Below are 22,284 nucleotides of genomic sequence, written 5' to 3'. Positions count from 1 at the left end.
CGGTGGGTGGAGGGGCGCCGGGGGTAGAGCCAGGCCATGCCTGGCTGAACTGCCGACAACCTTTCCGGGCTGAATGGGCGCTTCCGGCAGCCCGTTCAGCCAGAAAACACGCGCCAGCCCCCAATTCATCCCTCTATCTTGTTGATTTCATGGGAGTTGATGGGTTGTTTCCGGCCTCTCGCCACTGTCATCATTTCGCGGTACGTTAGACGTGCAATCTGTACCAGCATCCCATCAACAGAACGCTGGAACTTCTTTCCCCTTTAGCAGTCCAATTCCGGGACTGCTAAGATGAGTGCTATGAGCCAGAACACCTCTACTGCCCTTGTGGCAAACAATCTCCCGATTCCCAGTGCGCTCGGTTCGCTGGACGCCTACATCGGTGCCGTGCACCAGATCCCGGTGCTGTCGGTCGATGACGAGCAGGACCTGGCCCGCCGCTTCCGCGACGAGCTGGATCTGGACGCCGCGCGCGAGCTGGTCCATTCCCACCTGCGCTTCGTGGTGCACGTCGCCCGTGGCTACAACGGCTACGGCCTGGCGCTGGGCGACCTGATCCAGGAAGGCAACATCGGCCTGATGAAGGCCGTGAAGCGCTTCGACCCGGACATGGGCGTTCGCCTGGTGTCGTTCGCGGTGCATTGGATCCGTGCGGAAATGCACGAGTTCATCCTCAAGAACTGGCGCATCGTCAAGGTCGCCACGACCAAGGCGCAGCGCAAGCTGTTCTTCAACCTGCGCAAGTCCAAGACCCGCCTGGGCTGGATGAACGCGGCCGAGGTCAGCGCGGTGGCCAAGGACCTGAACGTGTCCGAGCGCGAAGTGCTCGAGATGGAGTCGCGCCTGTCGGGTCGCGATATCGGTTTCGATCTCTCCAGCGATGACGATGACGATCATGCACCGCCGTCGCCGGCTGCCTATCTGCGCGCCAACGAAGAAGATCCTTCGATGGCGTATGAGCGGATGGACAGTGAAGACAATCAGTTGCAGCTGCTGCGCGAAGGCATGGCCGAGCTGGATGCGCGTTCGCGCGACATCATCCGCCGTCGCTGGTTGGACGCGGACAGCAAGGTGACGCTGCAGGAGCTGGCCGATGAGTATGGCGTGTCCGCCGAACGCATCCGCCAGGTCGAAGCGAATGCCCTGAAGAAGATGAAGGCGCTGTTTACTGCGTGATGCAGTGACGGGCGTGGTCACGCGAAAAGGCCCGGCGTGATGCCGGGCCTTTTCTGTTCTGGCAGCGCTGCACCCGTGTTTGCCCACTGATCTTTCCGACAGCCGGGCACGCCACGTGCTGATGTTCACGCCGTACCACTCAGTGGCACGGTATGATCATGCAACGTGTCTTCCGCACCCGGAGCTTCAACCGCAGCCTGCGAAGGTCTGCGCTCACCGCCGAGGCCCTGTGCCGCGCGGTCGATGAGATGCGTCGAGGCCTGGTGGATGCTGACCTGGGCGGTGGCATCTTCAAGAAGCGGGTGCGGTTGCCTGGTCGTGGTAAGCGCGGGAGTGTCCGGACCATCATCGCGGCCCCGGTGGGCACCAGTTGGTTCTTCCTGTTTGGCTATGAGAAGAACGAGCGCGCGACAATCAGCGCTACGGAACAGGATGCGCTCCAGTTGTATGCCTCGGAATTTCTGGGAATGAGCTTGACACAGTTGGATCACGCCGTGAAATGCGGCGACCTGCAGGAGATCTGTCATGACAAAGACCTCTGAACGCGGGCGCGCGAAGAGCCGACTTCTGGAGGCCGTGCACGATGCTGCCGTGCACCTGCACGCGCATGGGGTCATCGATAGGCGTCGATTGAGCTGCTACGACGCCTTGTGCCTGGAGCCGGTGCCCGCATACAGCAGCGCCCAGATTCGTGCACTTCGCACGTCGCTTGCGCTCAGCCAGCCGGTATTCGCAGGCGTTCTCAACACCAGCGTTTCAACGGTGCGCAGTTGGGAGCAGGGCGACAAGAAGCCCAGTGGGCCATCGCTGAAACTGTTGAACCTGATCGACCGGAAAGGCCTCGACGCCGTCCTCTAGAACAACGGCCCGGCAATGCCGGGCCGTTGCGCTGTACGGCAGCCGTCGCTGCCCTTGACCCGCCTCAGCCCTGCTCGCGCGCGATCGCCCGCCAGCCGATATCACCGCGGTGGAACTCATGGGCCCAGTGGATGGCACCGACGCCGGCGTAGGCGTTGCGCTGTGCCTCGCCCACCGTGCCGCCCAGTGCAGCCACGCACAGCACGCGTCCGCCGGCACTGAGCACCTGGCCCTGCGCGTCCAGCGTGGTGCCGGCATGGAACACCTTGGCCGTCGCGGCGACAGCGTCCAGGCCGTGGATCACGTCACCGGTGATCGGCGTCTCCGGATACGGCGAGGCCGCCATCACCACGCCCAGCGACGGGCGCGGGTCCCACTGCGCCTCCACGGTATCCAGGCGCTCGTCGATCGCCGCTTCGACCAGATCCACCAGATCCGACTGCAGGCGCAGCATCACCGGCTGGGTTTCCGGATCGCCAAAGCGCACGTTGAATTCGATCACCTTCGGCGCGCCATTGGCATCGATCATCAGGCCGGCATAGAGGAAGCCGGTGAACGGAATGCCGTCGGCGAGCATGCCCTGCACGGTCGGGTTGACCACCTCGCGCATCACGCGCGCATGTACTTCATCGGTCACCACCGGGGCTGGCGAGTAGGCGCCCATGCCGCCGGTGTTGGGGCCGGTGTCGCCGTCGCCGACGCGCTTGTGGTCCTGCGAGGTCGCCATCGGCAGCGCGGTCCTGCCGTCCACCATCGAGATGAAGCTGGCTTCTTCGCCGTCCAGGAATTCTTCGATCACCACGCGGGCGCCGGCATCACCGAACGCATTGCCGGAGAGCATGTCGCGCACCGCGTCCTCGGCCTCGGCCAGCGTCATCGCCACGATCACGCCCTTGCCGGCGGCCAGGCCATCGGCCTTGACCACGATCGGGGCGCCCTTCTCGCGCAGGTAGGCCAGCGCCGGCTCGACCTCGGTGTGCACGGCGTAGAACGCGGTCGGGATCTTGTGGCGGGCCAGGAAGTCCTTCGCATACGCCTTGCTGCCTTCCAGCTGCGCGGCGGCGGCGGTGGGCCCGAAGATGCGGTGGCCGGCGGCGCGGAAGCGATCGACCACACCGGCCACCAGCGGCACTTCCGGGCCGACCACGGTCAGGCCGATGCCTTCGGTACCGACCAGTGCCAGCAGGCCGTCCAGGTCGTTGACCTTGACGTCCACGTTGCGGCACTTGGGTTCGGTCGCGGTGCCTGCATTGCCGGGGGCGACGATGACCTCGCGGACCTTCGCGGACTGGGCCAGCTTCCAGGCCAGGGCGTGTTCACGGCCGCCAGCGCCGATGACCAGGATCTTCAATGCAGTTCTCGCGTAAGAGGGCAGGAACGTGATTTTACGCGGTGCGGGCGGCGGGTGCATTCGGGCGGTCGGCTGCCGTGGCAACCCACGGCCTCAGCTGTCAGCGCAGCCGTCGCGCTGCAGGTCGTCCGGCACCGGATAGGCGCGCTGCCGCGCATCGAAGATGAGATGGTAGAACCCGGTCGCAGGTCCCGTGCAGTCGTGGCCGCTGGCACGCACCGTCAGCGGCCAGTAGCCCTCCACGGCGTTGCTGTCGCCCACGGTCGTGTTGAAGTCGACCGCGAACACGCCCTCGCCGCAGTCGGCCGGATTGCCGTCACAGCCGTGCAGGGCAAGGTTGTCGAGGTGATCGCGGTACCGGGCGACATCGCGCAGGCGATGGTTGTGTTCGGCGATGTAGCTGCGCCAGACGCGCCGATGGCCGCGCCGGTGTTCCTCATGGGTGATCTGGAACGCGCGGCGCTGCGGGCCGAGCTGCGCGATCTGGACCGTGCCGGGTGAACCGTGGCGCCCGTACTGCCCCTGCAGGCGCTGGGCCATGACCAGCAGCGGATCATCGGCGGGCAGCTGCGCGAAGAAGCCGCCCCGGTTGGTTCCTTCCTCGTCCGTACCCACGCGCAGCACGTACAGGTCGACCCGGCCCGGTTCGACCGTAGCGGCATCGTCCAGGGTCTGGCACACCGCCAACAGGGTCTGTTCCTGGCCGTCGGCCGTGGCCGTGTCACGCGCACACACACGGCGGGTGACCGGGCGAAGTGCCTCCACCTCGGTGTCCTCCCACGCATCCTTCCACGGTGCATCCAGTGCGGCCTTGTCGCCATAGCGCAGGCGCAGGAAGGCCTGCAGGCGCTCGGTGTGATCGCCCCTGACGTGGATCGTGTCTTCTGGCTGCGCCGTGGTGTCGAGCACACGGTGCGGTTTGGCGGGCTCGGAAGACGCCCCCGGTTCACTGGCAGGCGTGCAGCCCAGCAGCCCCGCAGCAACGGCCATGACCACCGCTGCGAGGCGATTGCGGCGCGAGGACGACATCCGTGTCGATGCCACCATCAGTGACGGAAGTGACGGACGCCGGTGAACACCATCGCCAGGCCATGCTCGTCGGCGGCGGCGATCACTTCGTTGTCGCGCATCGAGCCACCCGGCTGGATCACCGCCTTGATGCCGGCGGCAGCGGCGGCATCGATGCCATCGCGGAACGGGAAGAACGCATCGGAGGCCATCACCGAGCCTTCCACCACCAGGTTCGCATCGGCGGCCTTGATGCCGGCGATGCGCGCCGAGTACACGCGGCTCATCTGGCCGGCGCCGACACCGATGGTGCGGTTGTCCTTGGCGTAGACGATCGCGTTGGACTTGACGAACTTGGCGACCTTCCAGGCGAACAGCAGATCGGCGAACTGCTTCTCGGTCGGCGCCAGCTTGCTCACCACGGTCAGTTCGTCGCGGCTCATGCCGCGGTTGTCGGCACTCTGCATCAGCAGGCCAGAACCAATCCGCTTGGTGTCGTAGTTGTTGAGGCCTTCGCCATGCGGAATGCGCAGCACGCGCACGTTGGCCTTTTTGGTCGCGTATTCCAGCGCGGCCGGCTCGTAATCCGGAGCGATCAGCACTTCAACGAACTGGCGGTCCAGGATCACCTTGGCGGTGGCCGCGTCCAGCGGCTGGTTGAAGGCGATGATGCCGCCGAAGGCACTGGTCGGGTCGGTCGCATAGGCCAGCTCGTAGGCATCGCCATTGCCGGCGCCCACGGCCACGCCGCACGGGTTGGCGTGCTTGACGATCACGCAGGCCGGCACGTCGAACTGACGCACGCATTCCCACGCGGCATCGGCGTCGGCCAGGTTGTTGTAGCTCAGTTCCTTGCCCTGCAGCTGCTGGAAGGTGGCCAGCGTGCCCGGCACCGGGTACAGGTCGCGATAGAACGCGCCGCTCTGGTGCGGGTTCTCGCCGTAGCGCAGATCCATCACCTTCACGAAGTTCGAATTCATCTGGGCCGGGAACTCCGCGCGCACGGGCACGGCGGTGTCGGTGGTGGTCACGGCCGAGAGGTAGTTGCTGATCGCCGCGTCGTACTGGGCCACGCGGTTGAACGCGGTGACCGAGAAGGCGAAGCGCTTGGCGGCCGACAGCTTGCCGTCGTTGGCGTCCAGTTCGGCCAGCAGTTCGGCGTACTGCGACGGATCGGTCGCCACCGCCACGCGGGCGAAATTCTTCGCGGCCGAACGCAGCATCGCCGGGCCACCGATGTCGATGTTCTCCACGGCGTCTTCGAGGGTGCAGTCCGCCTTGGCGGTGACCGACTCGAACGGATACAGGTTCAGCACCAGCAGATCGATCGCGCCGATGCCGTGTTCGGCCATGACGGCGTCATCCAGCCCGGCGCGGCCGAGCAGGCCGCCGTGCACCATCGGGTGCAGGGTCTTGACCCGGCCATCCATCATTTCCGGGAAGCCGGTGACGTCGGCGACATCTTTCACTGCCAGGCCGGCCTCGCGGATCGCCTTGGCGGTCCCGCCGGTGGAGAGCAGCTCCACGTTGCGCGCGGCGAGGGCGCGGGCCAGGTCGATCAGACCGGTTTTGTCGGAAACGGACAGCAGGGCCCGGCGCACGGGCAGCAGATCGGAACTCATGGGGGCAGGAGATCGAAGCGGAGCGGGGCCATATTGTAGGCCAGTGGCGCTGGCATGGCCGCGTTGGTGGTCACCACGACGGCCGTTGGGCCCCTGAAACGACGAAGGCCGGTACCGAGGCGTGCTCGATCCGGCCTTCTTTCCCTCGGGCACGACGCGCGCGCCCGGCCCGGCATCAGGTGGTGATGCCGTATTCCTTCAGCTTCTTGCGCAGGGTGGCGCGGTGGATGCCGAGCATCGAAGCGGCGCGGCTCTGGTTGCCTTCGCAATGGTTGAGCACTTCCACGAACAGCGGGATCTCCATCTCCCGCAGCACGATCTCGTAGACATCGTCCGCATCGCAGCCATCCAGGTCCCGCAGGTAGCGCCTGACCGACTGGGCCACGTGTTCGCGCAGGGGTGGCTTGGGCGCGCCACGACTGTTGTCAGGACGAGAAAGGACAGCGTTCAAGGAGTTTCCCGGTGCAAGAGCCGGGGCGGACAACAGCCCACGGCGGAATGATGATGGGGTCAGTCTAGCGCGTGCGTCGGCCGCCTGCCACGCTCTGGCAGCCCGGCGGTGCCTCAGAGGAACTCAAAGGTGAATGCGACCGTAGACGCCGCAGGCTCCCGCACCCGGAAGGCGATCTGTGCGCTCTGGCCCGGTTCCAGCGTGGCGGGCGGGTCCGTCGCGCGATCCAGATAGTCGGCCGGCGCGAACACATTGGTGCCGATCACGCGGCCATCGGCATCGGACAGGGACAGCCGCAGCGACGGCCAGGCCTGGGCCCAGCGTGCATCGTTGCGGATGCTCGCCTGCACCTGCAGCGCGCCGGCCACGCCGGCAACGGGGCGTACATCGCGGCTGAGCATGCTGAAGGCGGTCGGCTCGCGCCAGGCCGGCAAGGCGCAGCGCAGCACGCTGCACAGCCCGGCAATCCAGGGCCGCGTGCCGGCATCGGCAGCCAGCCGGGCGCGGTCGGCCACCGCGATCTGCACCAGCAGCAGCGCGGCCAGCCCGGCAACCATGCCCCACTGCCAGCGTGGCGTGCGCAGGCGCGCACCGGGCCGGCGCAGGAAACTCGGCGTGGTGATCGCGTCGGCTGGCGGCAGGGCAGCCCTGGCCGGGGTGGGTGCGTCCCCGCCCGGGGCGCGCCCGTCATCGGGCAGCGCTGTCGAAGGCGATGGCGCTGGCGCCTGCCCGACCGGCGCGGCTGCGGGCGCCGCGTCGGCGACGAACCGGTGTGCGGCATCAGCGTCGGAGTCGACCCCGATGCCAGGTGCAGGCGCGGACGGCTGCGGCGCATGCAGCGGCTGTGCATCGATCACCTGTTCCACCGCCAGCGGCGCGATGCGATCGCCCACGGACGTCATCGACGGCGCAGGCGGCGTGTCATCGGGTGCGGCCGGACGATCCGCCGGTTCGGCCGGGGCCGGCGCAGACGGACGCAGGAACGTGGCGAGCGGGCGTCGCGGCGGCATCGGAGGCTCGGACATGGGCACGGGACCGGGCAGGGGACGGGCTATTCAAGGTCGGCGGACGCCGGTGATGCGCATCCAGTCGCCATCCTGTGCCACGGCCAGCTGCTCGAAGGCCGGGGCATAGCGCTCCAGCAGTTCACCTTCCTGCCCGTGCAGGATGCCCGACAGCGCGATGCGACCGCCCGGGGCGACGCGCGCGGCCAGTACATCGGCCAGTGCATCCAGCGCCGAGGCAAGGATGTTCGCCACCACGACCGGGTACGTGGCCTGCGGTTCGTCCGCCGGCAGATAGACCTGCACCCGGTCCTGAAGACCATTGCGCTCGGCGTTGTCACCGGTGGCGATCACCGCCTGCGGGTCGTTGTCCACGCCCACCGCGCGGGCAGCCCCCAGCTTCAGCGCCGCCAGGGCGAGGATGCCCGAGCCGCAGCCGAAATCGAGCACGGTGTTGCCGGCCAGCGCGCCTTCGGTGGCCAGCCCGTCCAGCCAACGCAGGCACAGCGCGGTGGTGGGGTGGGTGCCCGAGCCGAATGCCAGGCCCGGGTCCAGGCGGACCACGGCGGCATCCTCGGCCTGCGCGGCCTCCGGCAGGTCGTGGTTCCACGGCACGATCCAGGTGCGGTCGCCGAAGGCCATCGGCTGGAACTGGTCGATCCAGGCGCGTTCCCAGTCTTCGTCGGCCACGGCGCGGAAGCTGGCATTGGCCCAGTCCAGGCCCGGATCGAAGGCGTCCAGCGCGGCCAGCAGGGCCAGCGCATTGGTGTCGCCCGGGAACAGCGCGGTCAGCACCAGGTCGTTCCACAGTGGCGTCTCGCCCACGCCCGGCTCCAGGATCGCGCGCTCGTTGCTGGTGTCGGCATCGGCATCGAGCAGGGTCACCGCCAGCGCGCCCACGTCGTCCAGCGCATTCTCATAGCGCGGCTGGGTGGCTTCGGTGCAGTGCAGGGTGAGTTCCAGGAAGGGCATGGGGGCAGGGGACCGGCGGAAAACCGTGCATGTTAGACCAGTGCGGGCCGATGGTCCCGGCGGCCGCGCGGCGCGGGCGTCTCGCCGGCCGGTAAGATTGGCCTGACAGCCGGTTCAGACAGCCTCGCGGGCGCTTGCTAAACTTGGCGTTCTGCTGTCAACCGCTGACAGCCTGTGACGTCCTGCCCATGGCGCTCGTGCCGACCCTGAAAACCTGGTTGCTGGTCGTACCGGCCCTGGCGTTGCTGGGGGTGGTGGGCTATCGCGCGGGCGATCGGGTGCTGCACGCCGAACCGGCCACCTCGCAGGTGGATGGGCCGCAGGCCGGCGAGGCCACCAGCGCGGTTCCGGCCGAAGCGCGGCAACTGGCCCGGCGTCTGCTCGGCAGCGAGCGCGGCACCGCGGTGGCCTCGGGCCTTCCGCTGGACCTGCGCGCGGATATCGAAGGCGACACCGACCTGTTCGCCTACGCGCAGCGGCTGCAGTTCCAGGCCGCCAATGGCAACGCCGAGGCTGGGTGGATGGTGAGCCGGGTGTACGACTACTGCGCCATGTACGCGATGGACCCGGGCGGTTACCAGCTCGACAACACCCTGCTCACCGGCATGGGCATGAGCGCCTCGGCACCGATGGTCGCCGCGCGCGAGCGCGTGTCGCGCCGCTGCGCGGGCTTCGTCAGCAGCGATAATCTCGGCCGCCCGTTGATCCTGACCCAGCGTCTGGAGGCGGCCAAGGCCGGCAACCTGGCTGCGGAGGCGTCGCTGTTCGCCGAAGGTCACCCGCTGGAAACCGCCCCGGCCTATCGTCGCGGCCTGGTCGAGCGCGTGATGGATTCGCGCGATCCGGAAGCCTTCATGGCGCTCGCGCCAGGCATGGGTCAGCGCGCCAGCGGGGACAGCGCGATGAGCGGCCTGGTGGCCGGCGATCAGTTCAGCGAACTGGCCTGGCGGCTGGCGGCCTGCGAACTGGGCATGGCCTGCGGCCCGGACAGTGTGCTGATGAACAATTTCTGCGCGAACGGAGGGATCTGTTCGCAGAACGGTGGGCAGGACTTTGCCACTTTTGTGTATGACGCCGCGGTATCGCGGCAAGGTGCGGGGAAAATGAACGTGTTGGTCGAAGAGCTGGTCAAGCAGAGGAATGGGCGATGAATTACCGTCGAATCCTGCACGGTGCGAAATTCTGGTTCTGGGTCGCGTTGTTCGTCGCGTACTCGGCCGGAGCAGTGGGCCTGGTGATGATCGATACCTACGATGATCGTTACCGAAGCCTGTCCAAGGTGCAGTTGACCTCGGTCAAGGCCGATGCCGAAGTGCGTCGTGCCGGTGCCAGTCAGGTCGCTGCGGTGTATCGCGCGCAGAGTGGCATGCCGTTCGCTTCGTTGCCGACCGGCAGCACCTTCCAGGTGGTGTGGCCGGATGGTTCCACCGAGACGATGGTGATCGTCGATCCGACCTCGTCGCTGGGCGTGGAGCCGGTGAAGAATTCGCAGGTCACCGCGGCCGATACCGCCAAGCGGTAAGCACGCGCGGCATGGCCCCGCCCTGCGGGGCCGCAGCGTGCCTTCGCCATGGCTCGGGTCAACCAACCCCGGGTTGGCACCACCGGCATGCGGGCCATGGCAGCCCGGTTCGCGCAAACAAAAAGGCGGGGAAATCCCCGCCTTTCTGCTGTCCAGCGTCCCGAGCAGGCGATCAGGTCAACGCGATCGACTTGTTCTTGCGTTCGGCCAGGCGCTTTTCCAGGTAATGGATGTTCTGTCCACCGGCCTGGAAGCCCTTGTCGCGCATGATGCGCTGCTGCAGCGCGACGTTGGTCTTGATGCCGTCCACGACCAGTTCGCTCAGCGCCACGCGCATGCGCGCGATCGCGGTCTCGCGATCCGGGCCGTGCACGATCAGCTTGCCGATCATCGAGTCGTAGTTCGGCGGCACGCGGTAACCACTGTAGATGTGGGTATCCACGCGCACACCGGGGCCACCCGGCGGATGGAACGCGGTGATCTGGCCCGGGCTCGGCACGAAGGTTTCCGCGTCTTCGGCGTTGATGCGGCATTCGATCGCGTGGCCGGTCAGCACCACGTCGCTCTGCTTGATGCTCAGCTTCTGGCCGGCGGCGATGCGCAGCTGCTCGCAGACCAGGTCGATGCCGGTCACCATCTCCGTCACCGGATGCTCCACCTGCACGCGGGTGTTCATTTCGATGAAGTAGAAGCGGCCCTCTTCGAACAGGAACTCGAAGGTACCCGCGCCGCGGTAGCCGATGCGGATGCAGGCTTCCACGCAGACCTTGCCGATCTCATCGCGCAGTTCGGCGGTGATGCCCGGTGCCGGCGCTTCTTCCACCACTTTCTGGTGGCGGCGCTGCATGGAGCAGTCGCGTTCACCGAGGTGTATGGCGTTGCCCTGGCCGTCGGCAAGCACCTGGATCTCCACGTGGCGCGGATTCTCCAGGAACTTCTCCATGTAGACCTGATCGTTGCTGAAAGCGGCCTTGGCTTCGGACTTGGTGGTCTCGATCGCCGCCTTCAGCGAGGCCTCGGCATGCACCACGCGCATGCCACGACCGCCACCGCCACCGGAGGCCTTGATGATGACCGGGTAGCCGATCTCACGGGCGATCTTGGTGTTGGCCACGATGTCGTCGGTCAGCGGGCCGCCCGAGCCGGGCACGCACGGCACGCCGGCCGCCTTCATCGCGCGGATCGCTTCCACCTTGTCGCCCATCAGGCGGATGGTGTCGGCCTTGGGGCCGATGAAGATGAAACCGGATTCTTCCACGCGCTCGGCGAAGTCGGCGTTCTCCGAGAGGAAGCCGTACCCCGGGTGGATGGCCTGCGCGTCGGTGACTTCCGCCGCAGCGATCAGGGCCGGGATGTTGAGGTAGCTCTCCGAGGACGGTGCCGGACCGATGCAGACCGACTCGTCGGCCATGGCCACGTGCTTGAGGTTGCGGTCGACCGTGGAATGCACAGCCACCGTGCGGATGCCCAGGGTATGGCACGCGCGCAGGATGCGCAGCGCGATCTCCCCTCGGTTGGCAATAACGACTTTGTCGAGCATGGACTAATCCTTAGCCGATCACGAACAGCGGCTGGTCGAATTCGACCGGCTGGCCGTTTTCGCCCAGGATGGCGACGATGGTGCCGGAGACATCGGCTTCGATCGGGTTGAACATCTTCATCGCTTCGATGATCGCCAGCGTTTCACCGGCCTTGACGGCCTGGCCGACCGACACGAAGGCCGGCTTGTCCGGCGAGGACGAGGCGTAGAACGTGCCGACCATCGGCGCGCGCAGCACGTGGCCGTCCGGCAGGGCGTTGCCGGCCTTGGCGGTGCCACCGGTGGAGGCTTCGGTCGGCGACTGCATCGGCATCGCCGGGGCAGCGGCCTGCGCCGGTGCCGGGGCCATCATCATCTGCGGCTGGGCCTGCACCATGCCGTAGCCGGAGACGGGCGCGCGCGACAGGCGCACGGACTCTTCGCCTTCCTTGATTTCGATTTCGGCGAGGTTCGACTCTTCCAGCAGGTCGATCAGCTTCTTGATTTTGCGGAGATCCATAGGGGCCTCTGTGGTCTTGATGTCAGTGGAGAGGGGAAAGCGCGGTGCGCTCGGGTCAAAGCAGTTCGTAGAAATCGCGCAGCTGCCGCGTGCGGTCGCGCGCGAGGGTGGTCAGGCAATGCATCTGCGCGCCATTGCGCGAAGTGCCATCGGCGTTGAAGGCGTAGACCGCGTCGCAGTCGTGGTCGCGCAGCTGCATCCACGCGCGCTGGGCCAGGACCAGCTGCTTCTCGGCATCGGCGCAGTGCGTGCAGGCGCCTTCGGCAGCCTGGCTGCGCAACTGCTGGCGCGCCTGGGCGTACACCGCGTTCAATTCGGTATCGGCCTCGCTGGCCACATCCGAGGCGCACAGGTCTGATTCCATGGTGCCGCTCGGCTGCGCGCAGTCGATGCCTTCCGCGCTGCGATCAGCGGCGATGGCGGCGCCACACAGGCAGCCCCACAGCGCGACGCTGGCCAGGACCCGCGGCAGCGTCATCACGCCGAAGCGGCCGCCAGCCGGGTCAGCGCTGCATCCATCGCGTAGCGATAGCTGTCCGCACCGAACCCACAGATCACCCCGACCGCCTTGTCGCTGAAATAGCTGTGCTGGCGGAAGGGCTCGCGTGCATGCGGGTTGGACAGATGGATCTCGATGAAGGGCAGGTCCACCGCGGCCAGCGCATCGCGCAGGGCCACCGAGGTGTGGGTGAACGCGGCCGGGTTGATCAGGATGAAGGCGGTGCCGTCGTCCCGGGCGGCCTGCACGCGGTCCACCAGTACGTGCTCGGCGTTGGACTGCAGGTTCTCCAGGGCATGGCCGGCGGCCTGCGCCTGGGCCAGCAGGGTCTGGTCGATCTGCGCCAGCGTGGTGTGCCCATAGACCCCCGGCTCGCGCGCGCCGAGCAGGTTGAGGTTGGGGCCATGCAGGACCAGCAGTTTCGCCATGGGTGCCGAACAACAGGAAAGGGCGGAGTCTGGCGGAACTGGTGGATCGTGTCCAGTTCGGCGAAGTTACGCGTGTTTCAAGCGGTTGTTTGAAATTCGCGTGCGATCCCTGTTCCAGCACGGCATGCCGGCGTCGGGATCACCGCACCTCCGCCAGCACCGCGCGCACCCGCAGCGCCAGATCTTCCAGCGTGAAGGGCTTGCCGATCACGTGGACTGCGGGGTCCAGCACCCCATCGTGTTCCAGCGCATTGCGGCTGTAGCCGGTGGTGAACAGCACTTTCAGGTCGGGCCGCCGTTTGAGGGCTTCGTCGGCCAGTTGCCGCCCGTTGACCTCCGGCATCACCACATCGGTGAACAGCAGCGCGATGTCCGGATGCTGCTCGAGCAGCGCCAGCGCGCCGGCCGCACCGTCGGCGGCAAGGACCGGGTAGCCCAGTTCGCTCAGCGCCTCGATGGAAAACTGTCGCACGCCCGGTTCGTCTTCCACGACCAGGACCAGCTCGCGGCCACCGCTCAGCGGGCGACTGTCCGCCGGTGCTGTCGAAGGACCCGCGTCGATCTCCCCCTCCCGGCGCGGGAGATACAGCGCCACCGTCGTTCCCTTGCCGAGCGAGGAATGGATCTTCACGTGCCCGGCCGATTGGCGGACGAAGCCGTACACCTGTGACAGGCCCAGCCCGGTGCCCTGGCCGACCTTCTTGGTGGTGAAGAACGGATCGAAGGCCTTGGCGATCACCTCCGGTGGCATGCCGCCGCCGTTGTCGGCCACGGTGATCAGCACGTACTCACCGGTGGGCACGTCGGCACGCATGGCGTCTGCGGCAGAGGCGATCCGGCAGTTGGCCGTTTCCACCACCAGCCGCCCGCCGCCCGGCAGCGCGTCGCGCGCGTTGACGGCCAGGTTGAGGATCACGTTCTCCAGCTGATTGGCATCGGCGAAGGTGCACCACACCTGCGCGGCCAGCACGGTCTCCAGGCGGATGTTGCTGCCCAGCGAATGCACCAGCAGGTCCGACATCCCGGCGATCAACCGGTTCACGTCCAAGGGCACCGGCTGCAGGGGCTGTTGCCGGGAAAACGCCAGCAGGCGCTGGGTCAGCTGCGCGGCCCGGGTCGCGCCGTCGATGGCCATGTCGATGTAGCGCTTGGCGCGCGGATCGCTGTCGCCCATGCGCATCGAAAGCAGGTCCAGCGGGCCGATCACGGTGGCGAGCATGTTGTTGAAGTCGTGCGCGATGCCGCCGGTCAACTGGCCCACCGCCTCCATCTTCTGGCTTTGGCGCAGGGCATCTTCCACGCGCGTGCGCTCGGCGACCTCTTCGAGCACGCGGCTCTCGAGGTGTTCGTTCAATTCCTGCAGGCGTGCGTCGGCGAGCTTGCGCGCCGTGATCTCGATCGCCACGCCGACCACCCGCACGCAGCGGTCGCCTTCGAAATGGCCACGCCCCTTTGCCGCCACCCAGCGCACGACACCGTCTTCCTTGCCGACGGTGCGGTACTCCACGTCGTAGAGCGCGCGCCGGGCCGGGTCGGCCGCGGCGGCGAAGGCCGCGAAGGTTGCCTCGCTGTCATCGGGATGGATGCCGTCGTAGAAGTCGCGCAACGTCACTGCCACCCCGGGCGAGATGCCGAACATCGCCTTGGTCCGTGCCGGCCAGATCAGTTCATCGCGGACCAGGTCGACATCCCAGAAGCCCATGTCACCGGCCTCGGTGGCAAAGCGCAGGCGTTCCTCGCTCTTGGCCAGCGCAGCTTCGGCGGTGTTGCGGACGGTCAGGTCGAGCATCGCGCCGATCATCCGCAGCGGCTCACCCACGCCGCCACGCAATACGGTGCCGCGGTCGAGCACCGGCGCAAAGCTGCCATCGGCGCGCCGGAACCGGTACTCGCTGTTCCAGCCCGTCCCGCCGCCTTCGATCACCGCATGGATGTCGGCATCGACGCGCGCACGGTCATGGGGATGGATGTGGTCCAGCCACCACTGCGCCGTGGTCTCGGCCAGGGGATGACCGAACAGGGTGGTGAGCGCCTCGTTCCAGATCACATGGCCATCGGAGATCCGCCAGTCCCAGATCGCATCGTTGGTGGCCTGGGCGGCCAGCCGATAGCGCTCCTCCACTTCCAGATGGCGGGCCTCGGCGGCCTTGCGGTCGGTGATGTCCAGCGAGGTGCCGACCAGGCCGACCACGGTGCCGTCGGCGTCACGCAACGGTGACTTGGTCGACAGCCAGTAGGCGCGCCGGCCATCGGGAAAGCTCACTTCCTCTTCAAGCTGCTCGGTCTGCCCGCTGGCCATGACCCGCTCGTCGGTGGCCATGACCGTGGCGGCCTGGGCAGGGTCGTTCAGCAGTTCGGCATCGGTGCGGCCCACGTACACCTCCGGCGGCAGGCCGATGAGGTCGGTGGTGCCGCGGTTGCCGATCAGGATCCGGCCCTGGCGGTCCTTGGCATACACCACGCCGGGCGCTGCCTCGACGAAGGAGCGCAGCAGGGTCTGTGCCTGGTCCCGCTCGGCTTCGATCCGGCGGCGTTCGTCGATATCGATGAGCACGCCGGGGAAGCCGATGGCCTCTCCCTGCGCATCGAGATCCACCCGGCCGATCGCTTCGATCCAGCGGTACGCGCCGTCCGGGCCGCGGGTACGGTACTGGTGCGCATAGCGACCGCCCCGGCGGACCGCCTCGGCGATCGCATCGGCCAGGCCGGCGCGGTCGTCGGGATGAACGGCGGCGACCACCTGTTCCAGCCGCAGTTCGGTGCGCGCCAGGGCAGGGTCCAGGCCATGGGCCAGGGCGAGGGCATCGTCCACCGTGAGGTTGTCCCGGGCCACGTCCCAGAACCAGGTGCCGATGATCGCGCCGGCGGCCAGCGCCATCTTGACGCGCTCGGAATCCCGCTCGCGGTGGGAGCCGGGGGAAGGTGAAGAACTCAAGCGGTACCTGCGATCGGCGGGGGGCGGGTCCGGAACCCGGTGGCCCGTACTGCAGGCGACACGGGGCGGCAACGATAGGGTATCGCTGCCGGGCGCCGCTTTGGAACACCCCCCGTTCGCCCCCGCTGCCCGGGCTGGATCCCGTCGGTCGCCCGTGGCTCCGGCTCGATCAGGGGATCAGGCGCGCCGCCCGCAGGCGGGCGAACAGGTCGAAGAACGCATCGTCGCTGGGCTGGTAGTCCAGGAAGCCCATCCGGCGGCTTTTGGACATGTCCGTGATCACCTCCAGCGGGCGCCCGAGATCGGCATCGGTGTGCCAGGGCGAGATCAGCCGATGGATATCCGGCTCTGCCAGACCGTGCGTGGCGGCCAGTGCGGACCAGGGCGCGGCATCGTCGGCCATCTGCGCCGCCAGCGGCCGCACGTGGCCACTGAAGGGTACGGCCTCGATATCGAACCACGCCGCGATCCGGCCCCACATCCAGCGCCACCGGAACACATCGCCGTTGACCACGTTGAAGGCCTGGTTGGCGGCGGCCGGTGTCTGCGTGGCCCACAGCAGATGACGCGCCAGCAGCCCGGCATCGGTCATGTCGGTCAGCCCCTCCCATTGGGCGAGCGAACCGGGGAACTGGAACGGGCGCCCGGTGTGCCTGCACAGGCTCGCGTGCACGGCCAGGGTCGTGCCCATGTTCATCGCATTGCCCACCGCCGCGCCGATCACCGTGTGCGGGCGATGCACGCTCCAATGGAAGCCATCGCGGGCGGCGGCGGCAAACACCTCGTCCTCCTGCGCGTAGTAGAAGTTGTCCACGGGCAGGCGCGGCTGCTCTTCACGGAAGGGCGTCTGCGGCAGGTTGCCCTGCGCATAGGCCTCGAACGGGCCGAGGTAGTGTTTCAGGCCCGTCACCAGCGCTACGTGCTGCACTGTGCCCGCGGGCTGAAGCGCGCCAAGCAGGTGACGCACCATCGCGCCGTTCACCCGGATGTTCTCGGCCTCGTTGGCCTGCCGGGACCAGGTAGTGATGAACACGTGCGTGGGTGCCAGTCCGGACAGCGCGGCGCGCGTGGCCTGCGCATCGTGCAGGTCGGCACAGACGCCGTGGGCGCCGGCGGGCAGCGAATCGGGCCGACGGGCCAGGCCGTGAACTTCCCAGCCCTCCTGCAGCAGCCGTTGTATCAGTGCACTGCCCACGATGCCCGTTGCACCGACCACCAACGCTTTCTGCCTCACGATGTCGCCTCTTTCATTGCTTTACAGGCGCACACCTTAGGATATCCAGGTACGCCTCGAAAGAAGGCACCAAACGGTAACCACACATGAAAACGGGTACTCCCGAAGAGCACTGGCGAGAGGATTGCGCCCCCCGGCGGGTGCTGGAGCTGTTCAGCACCAAGTGGACCTCGATGGTGCTGCACACCCTGGCCGTGCGGCATGACGGTACCGCCCGCAGCAACGCGCTGCACCGCAGCCTGCCGGCCGTCTCCAGGAAGATGTTGATCCAGACGCTGCGTGACATGGAGCATGCGGGGATCGTGCTGCGCACCGAGTACCCCACCGTGCCGCCCTCGGTGGACTACACGCTGACCCCGCTGGGGCGCCAACTGGTCGAACCGATCGAACTGATCTACGACTGGGCGCGCCGCAATGCTGGCGCCCTGGACGCGTTGCAGCCGCGCGCGACCTCACGTCGGCGCTGAGCAGGGCAGGCCAGCCGGATCGGGCAGAGTACGGCTCCCCTCCAGCGGATCGGTCACCAGGACCACGCCGCCCGGCTGCTGGTCCTTGAAGAAGGCGTCAGCTTCGCGGGCCAGCGCCTCGGTTCGGGCCGGGGCAGCGTTCGTTGCCGCAGCGGAGCCGGTCATCACCAGTGCCGATGCCATCAGCACAACACCCAGAATCTTCATGCGTCCTCTCCTTCAGTAGATGGGAGAAGCGTAGGGTGGCCCTGCGATCACATGGAGCGATATATGACCTGCGGTCAGGGACTGGATCCAATGGCGGCCTGACCGGATGAGCGGTCAGTGCTGCGGGGTGACCCGCAGCCCACGCAGCAGCAGGTCGAGCGCCGCCACGCTCTGTGCCAGCCGCGCATCGCCATCATCGCCATCGGCGATCCAGAACGCGGCCTCGGCCAGGCTGCCGTACACCAGCGAGGCGAGGGCCTGCGGGTTGGCCTCGGCGACCATGCCCTGATCGATCAGGGCGGCGAGCAGGCGCTGCATGGAATCGATGCAGTGGCGTTGCGATTCCGGCGAGGCACCGCCGAGTACCGCGCGGGCATCGCGCAGGACGACGCGTTGGATGGTCGGCTCCAGCGCCATCTCCAGATACCCGGTGCAGCGCAGGCGAAACCCCTCCCAGGGATCGGCTGCAGCATCGGAGATCGCGTTCAGACGCTCGTCCATCTCGGCGTCGATCTGCTCCACCACCGCCGCGAGCAGGCCCTGCTTGTCGCCGAAATGGTGATACAGCGCGCCACGGGTCAAGCCGGCCTGCGCGGTGAGGTCATCCATGGAGGTGTCGGCGTAGCCGCGCGCGCTGAAGAACGCGCGGGCGGTGGCCAGCAGCGTGGCGCGGGTCTGCTCCATCTCGGCGCGGGTGCGGCGAACCATCGTCATCTCCTGGCATACGGGGCGGATGATTGTTTACATCCGGTGCGTATGTATATAGTATTTTAAACATACGATGTGTATGTAAATGGGTGAGCATGCCCATGGAGACGAGGTTGAACCGCCCCTATCGCGATCTGTTCGCTGCGCCCGGCACGGCCGGCTTCACCCTGGCCGGCCTGCTGGCGCGGCTGCCCCTGCCGATGACCGGGATCGGCATCATCGCGCTGCTGTCCCAGGTGCGCGGCAGCTATGCGCTGGCCGGCGCGGTCGCGGCGACCTTCGTGCTCACCTATGCACTGGTGTCTCCGCAGGTCTCGCGCCTGGTGGACCGGCAGGGGCAGCGCCGGGTACTGCCGATGGCGACCGGCATCAGCGTGATCGGCCTTCTGCTCCTGCTCGGCGGCTCGTGGTACCACGCCCCGGTCGCGCTGCTGTTCGTCGGTGCACTGCTCGCCGGTGCCATGCCCAGCCTGTCGGCGATGGTGCGCGCGCGCTGGACGGCGCTCTACCGCGGTCAGCCGCGCCTGCAGACGGCGTACTCGCTGGAAACGGTGTTCGATGAAGTGACCTTCGTTGCCGGGCCGCCGCTCTCCGTCGGTCTGGCGGTCTCGCTGTTTCCGCAGGCCGGCGTGCTTGCCGCGGCCATGCTGCTGCCGATCGGCGTTTTCGCCCTGGTCGCCCAGCGCAGGACCGAGCCGCCCATCGAGGCCGTGCCATCGACCGGCGAGCACTCAGGGTCCGTGATCGGCCTGGCAAGCGTGCGCTGGCTGGCGCTGCTGATGGTGGCGATGGGGGTGATCGTGGGCACCATCGATATCGTCAGCGTCGCCTACGCGGCGCAGTTGGGCCAGCCGGCCGCGGCGAGCCTGGTGCTCTCTGCGTATGCGGCCGGGTCCTGTCTGTCCGGGGTCCTGTTCGGCGCACTCAAACTGAAGGCGCCACTGCACCGCCTGGTGCTGCTGGGTGGAATGGCGACTGCCCTGACGACCGTGCCGCTGCTGCTGGTCGGCAGCATCGGCTCAATTGTGGCGACGGTGCTCGTGGCCGGCGCCTTCTTCGCACCGACGATGATCGTGGCGATGTCGCTGATCGAGCAGCAGATACCGGCGCGCCAGCTCACCGAGGGCATGACCTGGCTGCTGGCGGCGCTGAACGTGGGCGTGGCGCTGGGCGCGGCGATGTCAGGCTACGGAGTGGATGCGTACGGCGCGCGCGCTGGATTCCTGCTGGCGGTCACTGCCGGCGGTGCGGTGCTGCTGGCGGCCGTGGTCGCGTATCGACAGTTGCGGCCGCGCGACGACCGCGACCTGGGGGAAGGCTGATGCGCACGCACGTGGAATCGACATCGCCGCGCGCGTGGTGGGCGGTCACCGCCGCCAGTCTGGCCACCTTCTCGGTCGTCACCACGGAAATGTTGCCGGTGGGGCTGCTGACGTCGATCGCCGACGCATTGGGAACGAGCACCGGCACCGCGGGCGTGATGGTCTCGCTGCCGGCACTGCTGGCAGCGCTGTTCGCACCGCTGGTGGTGATCAGCGCCGGCAGCGTGGATCGCCGCACGCTGCTGTGCGCGCTGCTGGGGATGCTGGTCATCGCCAACCTGGTCTCCGCGCTCGCACCGACCCTGGCCTGGATGCTGGCAGCCCGCGTGCTGGTCGGGCTCTGCATGGGCGGCATCTGGGCCATTGCCGGCGGCCTGGCGGTGCGGCTGGTGGCCGCCCGATCGGTTGGCCTGGCAACATCGCTCATCTTCGGCGGCGTGGCGGCGGCATCGGTACTGGGCGTTCCACTGGGTGCGCTGATCGGTGAACTGCTGGGATGGCGCTGGGCGTTCGGCAGCATGGCGCTGTTGGAAGTTGCCGTACTCGTCCTGCATATGGCCGTCATGCCCCGGCTGCCGTCGTCCGGTGCGACCCGCCTGCGTCAATTCGGGCACGCGCTGGGCAACCGCGGGCTGCAGCTCGGGTTGATGCTGACCTTCCTGCTGGTGGCCGGACACTTCATCGCCTTTACCTTCGTGCGGCCGCTGCTGCTGTCGGTGTCGGGCTTCGACGCGCGCTGGGTCGGGCTGTTGTTGTTCGGCTACGGCGCCGCCGGGATGGCCGGCAACTTCATCGCCGGCATCGTGGCAGCACGACGTACCCCGCTGACGGTGTCGCTGATCGCGGCGGGCCTGGTACTGGCGCCGTTGCTGTTCCTGTCCATCGGCGATTCCCGCCTGGGCGGCGCCATGGCGCTGCTGGCGTGGGGGCTGGCCTACGGCGGGGGATCGGTGGGCCTGATGACGTGGATGATGAAGGCCGCACCAGGGGCGGTGGAGGTCGCCTCCTCGCTCTACGTCGGCGCCTTCAACATCGGTATCGCATCCGGGGCATGGATGGGGGGCCAGGCACTGGACCGGTATGGCCTGACCGCCAATCTCTGGCTCGCCGGAGGCTTCGCGGTCGCGGCGGTGGTGGTGTGCATTGCCGGCCGCCGGATGCAACCGGCGCAACGGGATACCGGCAATCCCTCAGGCGCACTGTGACAGTGCGGACCGACCCTGCCAGGCCTCACTTTTGTCCTGTCGTCTCCAGCGCCGCCTTTTCAGCCACGGTCAACGCGCGATGGCCGTAGCTCAGCACCCGGGTCATCTGCCATTGCCCGTCCTTGTGCTGCCAGACCATCACGAACTTCGCGCTGCCTTCGCACTTGCCGGTGGCCACCTCGCAGAAGCGGTGCTCGCCTTCCTCGATCGCGCCGAAGTTCTTGATCGGGTAGACCTTGAGCGTCCCGTGAACCCGTTCGCGGCGGACCTTGTGGCAAATGTACTTGCGCGTGTTGGAGACCACCGTGTCGCGATCGAAGGTGGCCCCGCCGCTGTCGTGATAGAACTCGACGGTAGGCGAAAAGTAGCGGGTAAAGGTCTCCAGGTCGCAGCGGTTGTAAGCGTCGAAGACCTGGTCATCCAATCCGGTGATGGTGCGCGTGAGGGCAGCGGCGTCTTCGGCCTCCTCGCCAGCGGATGCCGCCAGGGGCGCGAGCATGCCGGCGGCTACGAGCACGGCGGCGACAACAGCGGGGAAGCGTTTCATCGGCAGTGCCTGCTTCAATCGGACCAGAGCGGGCGTCACTTTTCGCACGGGCCGGGACGCCCTTCAAGTGTCATTCGGACGGATGACCTCCGGCGCACGGAATGACGGGCGAGGGCAGTGGCCCCCTACAGCGTGCTGGAGTCCACCCGCTGGCGACCGGCCTGGGTGAGGTCGATGTCACCGTCTTCGGCCTGCGCGGCGTAGCCGGCCTTGACGGCCCAGTTGGCCGCCTCATCGCTGACCGGACGCGTAGCGTTGATGTCGCGCAGGATCTGCCGCTGTTCTTCAGTGAGGGACGCCCGGGTGCTTTCGCTTCCGCTCATGGCGCGCGGACCTCGACGCTGATCGCGCCTTGGGCCAGCCGTGCGCGCTTGGCCCGCCGATGGTTCACCCACCACACCAGCCCCGGCAGGCCGTACAGCAGTGCACCGGCGAGCAGAAAGATCTTGAAGGCGGCATTCATGGCGGTCTCTCTCCGTGCGGTATGGCGTTGGTGCGTCGTGATCGGCCCGAGGTGCGGTGGCGCGCACCGGCGCCTGCAGCGGCCCCGGCCGCGACCCCAGCGCTAGTTCAGCGCAATCGCCGTGAAGGCGCTGTCCCTGCGAGGGATACCCCGAGCCCCAGGGCGCTCGTCGCCGGACCGTCATCACTTCGTCGTCTGGCTCGCTTACAACGGGAGCCGCTGGCGACGCCATGGCCGCTGGTTGAGATGGGCCCTAAAGTTCCTCC

25 protein-coding genes are annotated in these 22,284 nt (G+C 67.6%); 8 read left to right on the top strand and 17 right to left on the bottom strand.

What is annotated here, in order from left to right; genetic code table 11:
• Positions 1–300 precede the first annotated feature (300 nt).
• The 3 genes from rpoH (at position 301) to OC373_RS16010 (ending at position 2,034) form a co-directional block, all read left to right on the top strand.
• The gene (gene rpoH / locus OC373_RS16020; RefSeq protein WP_019183519.1) at positions 301–1,176 is read left to right on the top strand and encodes an RNA polymerase sigma factor RpoH; all 876 of its coding nucleotides are present in this window, start codon (positions 301–303) and stop codon (positions 1,174–1,176) included.
• Between the two features lie 158 nt (positions 1,177–1,334).
• Positions 1,335–1,718, top strand: a complete 384-nt coding sequence (locus OC373_RS16015; protein ID WP_070427478.1) for a type II toxin-antitoxin system RelE/ParE family toxin — start codon at positions 1,335–1,337, stop codon at positions 1,716–1,718.
• Positions 1,702–2,034: a DNA-binding transcriptional regulator gene (locus tag OC373_RS16010; RefSeq protein WP_019183521.1), complete on the top strand. Its 333-nt coding sequence runs from the start codon at positions 1,702–1,704 to the stop codon at positions 2,032–2,034. The genes OC373_RS16015 and OC373_RS16010 overlap by 17 nt, the downstream gene beginning before the upstream one ends.
• Positions 2,035–2,098: 64 nt before the next feature.
• Here the strand turns inward: OC373_RS16010 and purD are convergent, their stop codons facing one another.
• The 6 genes from purD to prmA all read right to left on the bottom strand — a co-directional run bounded on the left by purD (position 2,099) and on the right by prmA (position 8,442).
• On the bottom strand, positions 2,099–3,385 hold the full coding sequence (gene purD / locus OC373_RS16005; protein WP_261998070.1) for a phosphoribosylamine--glycine ligase: 1,287 nt from the start codon (positions 3,383–3,385) through the stop codon (positions 2,099–2,101).
• Positions 3,386–3,478: 93 nt separating this feature from the next.
• Positions 3,479–4,414, bottom strand: coding sequence for a hypothetical protein (locus tag OC373_RS16000; RefSeq protein ID WP_261998069.1), 936 nt, complete (start codon positions 4,412–4,414; stop codon positions 3,479–3,481).
• Positions 4,415–4,431: 17 nt separating this feature from the next.
• Positions 4,432–6,015, bottom strand: a complete 1,584-nt coding sequence (gene purH, locus OC373_RS15995) for a bifunctional phosphoribosylaminoimidazolecarboxamide formyltransferase/IMP cyclohydrolase (protein ID WP_261998068.1) — start codon at positions 6,013–6,015, stop codon at positions 4,432–4,434.
• Between the two features lie 175 nt (positions 6,016–6,190).
• Positions 6,191–6,466 (bottom strand): DNA-binding transcriptional regulator Fis, encoded by a 276-nt coding sequence (gene fis, locus OC373_RS15990; protein WP_026069829.1) that lies wholly within the window; start codon positions 6,464–6,466, stop codon positions 6,191–6,193.
• Positions 6,467–6,579: 113 nt separating this feature from the next.
• The gene (locus tag OC373_RS15985; RefSeq protein ID WP_261998067.1) at positions 6,580–7,491 is read right to left on the bottom strand and encodes a DUF3426 domain-containing protein; all 912 of its coding nucleotides are present in this window, start codon (positions 7,489–7,491) and stop codon (positions 6,580–6,582) included.
• 30 nt (positions 7,492–7,521) lie between these two features.
• Entirely contained in the window at positions 7,522–8,442 is a 921-nt protein-coding gene (gene prmA, locus OC373_RS15980; RefSeq protein WP_261998066.1) for a 50S ribosomal protein L11 methyltransferase, read from the bottom strand.
• A gap of 188 nt (positions 8,443–8,630) precedes the next feature.
• Between prmA and OC373_RS15975 the strand changes: the two genes are divergently transcribed.
• Both OC373_RS15975 and OC373_RS15970 read left to right on the top strand, forming a co-directional pair.
• Complete coding sequence (locus tag OC373_RS15975) at positions 8,631–9,593, top strand: hypothetical protein (protein WP_019183528.1); 963 nt, start codon at positions 8,631–8,633, stop codon at positions 9,591–9,593.
• Complete coding sequence (locus OC373_RS15970; protein WP_019183529.1) at positions 9,590–9,964, top strand: hypothetical protein; 375 nt, start codon at positions 9,590–9,592, stop codon at positions 9,962–9,964. Before OC373_RS15975 ends, OC373_RS15970 begins: the two co-directional genes overlap by 4 nt.
• A 172-nt stretch (positions 9,965–10,136) precedes the next feature.
• On the opposite strand, the gene accC is transcribed toward OC373_RS15970, so the two are convergent.
• From accC to OC373_RS15940, 6 genes are all read right to left on the bottom strand, one after another.
• Positions 10,137–11,504 (bottom strand): acetyl-CoA carboxylase biotin carboxylase subunit, encoded by a 1,368-nt coding sequence (gene accC / locus OC373_RS15965; protein WP_261998065.1) that lies wholly within the window; start codon positions 11,502–11,504, stop codon positions 10,137–10,139.
• 10 nt (positions 11,505–11,514) lie between these two features.
• On the bottom strand, positions 11,515–12,003 hold the full coding sequence (gene accB / locus OC373_RS15960) for an acetyl-CoA carboxylase biotin carboxyl carrier protein (RefSeq protein ID WP_019183531.1): 489 nt from the start codon (positions 12,001–12,003) through the stop codon (positions 11,515–11,517).
• 55 nt (positions 12,004–12,058) lie between these two features.
• Positions 12,059–12,481, bottom strand: a complete 423-nt coding sequence (locus OC373_RS15955) for a lysozyme inhibitor LprI family protein (protein ID WP_070426076.1) — start codon at positions 12,479–12,481, stop codon at positions 12,059–12,061.
• On the bottom strand, positions 12,481–12,930 hold the full coding sequence (aroQ, locus tag OC373_RS15950; protein WP_261998064.1) for a type II 3-dehydroquinate dehydratase: 450 nt from the start codon (positions 12,928–12,930) through the stop codon (positions 12,481–12,483). The genes OC373_RS15955 and aroQ overlap by 1 nt, the downstream gene beginning before the upstream one ends.
• A gap of 139 nt (positions 12,931–13,069) precedes the next feature.
• On the bottom strand, positions 13,070–15,865 hold the full coding sequence (locus OC373_RS15945; RefSeq protein WP_261998063.1) for a PAS domain-containing protein: 2,796 nt from the start codon (positions 15,863–15,865) through the stop codon (positions 13,070–13,072).
• A gap of 169 nt (positions 15,866–16,034) precedes the next feature.
• Positions 16,035–17,102: an SDR family oxidoreductase gene (locus tag OC373_RS15940; protein ID WP_217350019.1), complete on the bottom strand. Its 1,068-nt coding sequence runs from the start codon at positions 17,100–17,102 to the stop codon at positions 16,035–16,037.
• An 83-nt stretch (positions 17,103–17,185) separates the two neighbouring features.
• Here OC373_RS15940 and OC373_RS15935 point away from each other — a divergent pair, with 83 nt between their 5' ends.
• Complete coding sequence (locus OC373_RS15935; RefSeq protein WP_261998062.1) at positions 17,186–17,566, top strand: helix-turn-helix domain-containing protein; 381 nt, start codon at positions 17,186–17,188, stop codon at positions 17,564–17,566.
• Here OC373_RS15935 and OC373_RS15930 read toward each other — a convergent pair.
• Complete coding sequence (locus OC373_RS15930) at positions 17,552–17,773, bottom strand: hypothetical protein (RefSeq protein WP_070426071.1); 222 nt, start codon at positions 17,771–17,773, stop codon at positions 17,552–17,554. The two genes, OC373_RS15935 and OC373_RS15930, sit on opposite strands and share 15 nt — an antisense overlap.
• 114 nt (positions 17,774–17,887) lie before the next feature.
• On the bottom strand, positions 17,888–18,481 hold the full coding sequence (locus OC373_RS15925) for a TetR/AcrR family transcriptional regulator (RefSeq protein WP_070427477.1): 594 nt from the start codon (positions 18,479–18,481) through the stop codon (positions 17,888–17,890).
• Between the two features lie 113 nt (positions 18,482–18,594).
• Here OC373_RS15925 and OC373_RS15920 point away from each other — a divergent pair, with 113 nt between their 5' ends.
• On the top strand, positions 18,595–19,803 hold the full coding sequence (locus tag OC373_RS15920; protein ID WP_261998061.1) for an MFS transporter: 1,209 nt from the start codon (positions 18,595–18,597) through the stop codon (positions 19,801–19,803).
• Complete coding sequence (locus OC373_RS15915; RefSeq protein WP_261998060.1) at positions 19,803–21,008, top strand: MFS transporter; 1,206 nt, start codon at positions 19,803–19,805, stop codon at positions 21,006–21,008. Before OC373_RS15920 ends, OC373_RS15915 begins: the two co-directional genes overlap by 1 nt.
• A 25-nt stretch (positions 21,009–21,033) precedes the next feature.
• Here OC373_RS15915 and OC373_RS15910 read toward each other — a convergent pair whose 3' ends face one another.
• From OC373_RS15910 to OC373_RS15900, 3 genes are all read right to left on the bottom strand, one after another.
• A complete protein-coding gene (locus tag OC373_RS15910; protein ID WP_261998059.1) occupies positions 21,034–21,555 on the bottom strand; it encodes a nuclear transport factor 2 family protein in 522 nt (173 codons plus the stop codon).
• A gap of 125 nt (positions 21,556–21,680) precedes the next feature.
• Positions 21,681–21,878, bottom strand: a complete 198-nt coding sequence (locus OC373_RS15905; RefSeq protein WP_261998058.1) for a hypothetical protein — start codon at positions 21,876–21,878, stop codon at positions 21,681–21,683.
• Positions 21,875–22,018: a hypothetical protein gene (locus tag OC373_RS15900; protein WP_019183543.1), complete on the bottom strand. Its 144-nt coding sequence runs from the start codon at positions 22,016–22,018 to the stop codon at positions 21,875–21,877. The genes OC373_RS15905 and OC373_RS15900 overlap by 4 nt, the downstream gene beginning before the upstream one ends.
• Between the last annotated feature and the right edge of the window lie 266 nt (positions 22,019–22,284).

This window comes from Stenotrophomonas sp. Ste96, from assembly GCF_024519495.1.
Lineage (GTDB): Bacteria > Pseudomonadota > Gammaproteobacteria > Xanthomonadales > Xanthomonadaceae > Stenotrophomonas > Stenotrophomonas bentonitica_A.
Note: the sequence above shows the minus strand (reverse complement) of the source record. Positions and strands in the feature narration are given on the sequence as shown.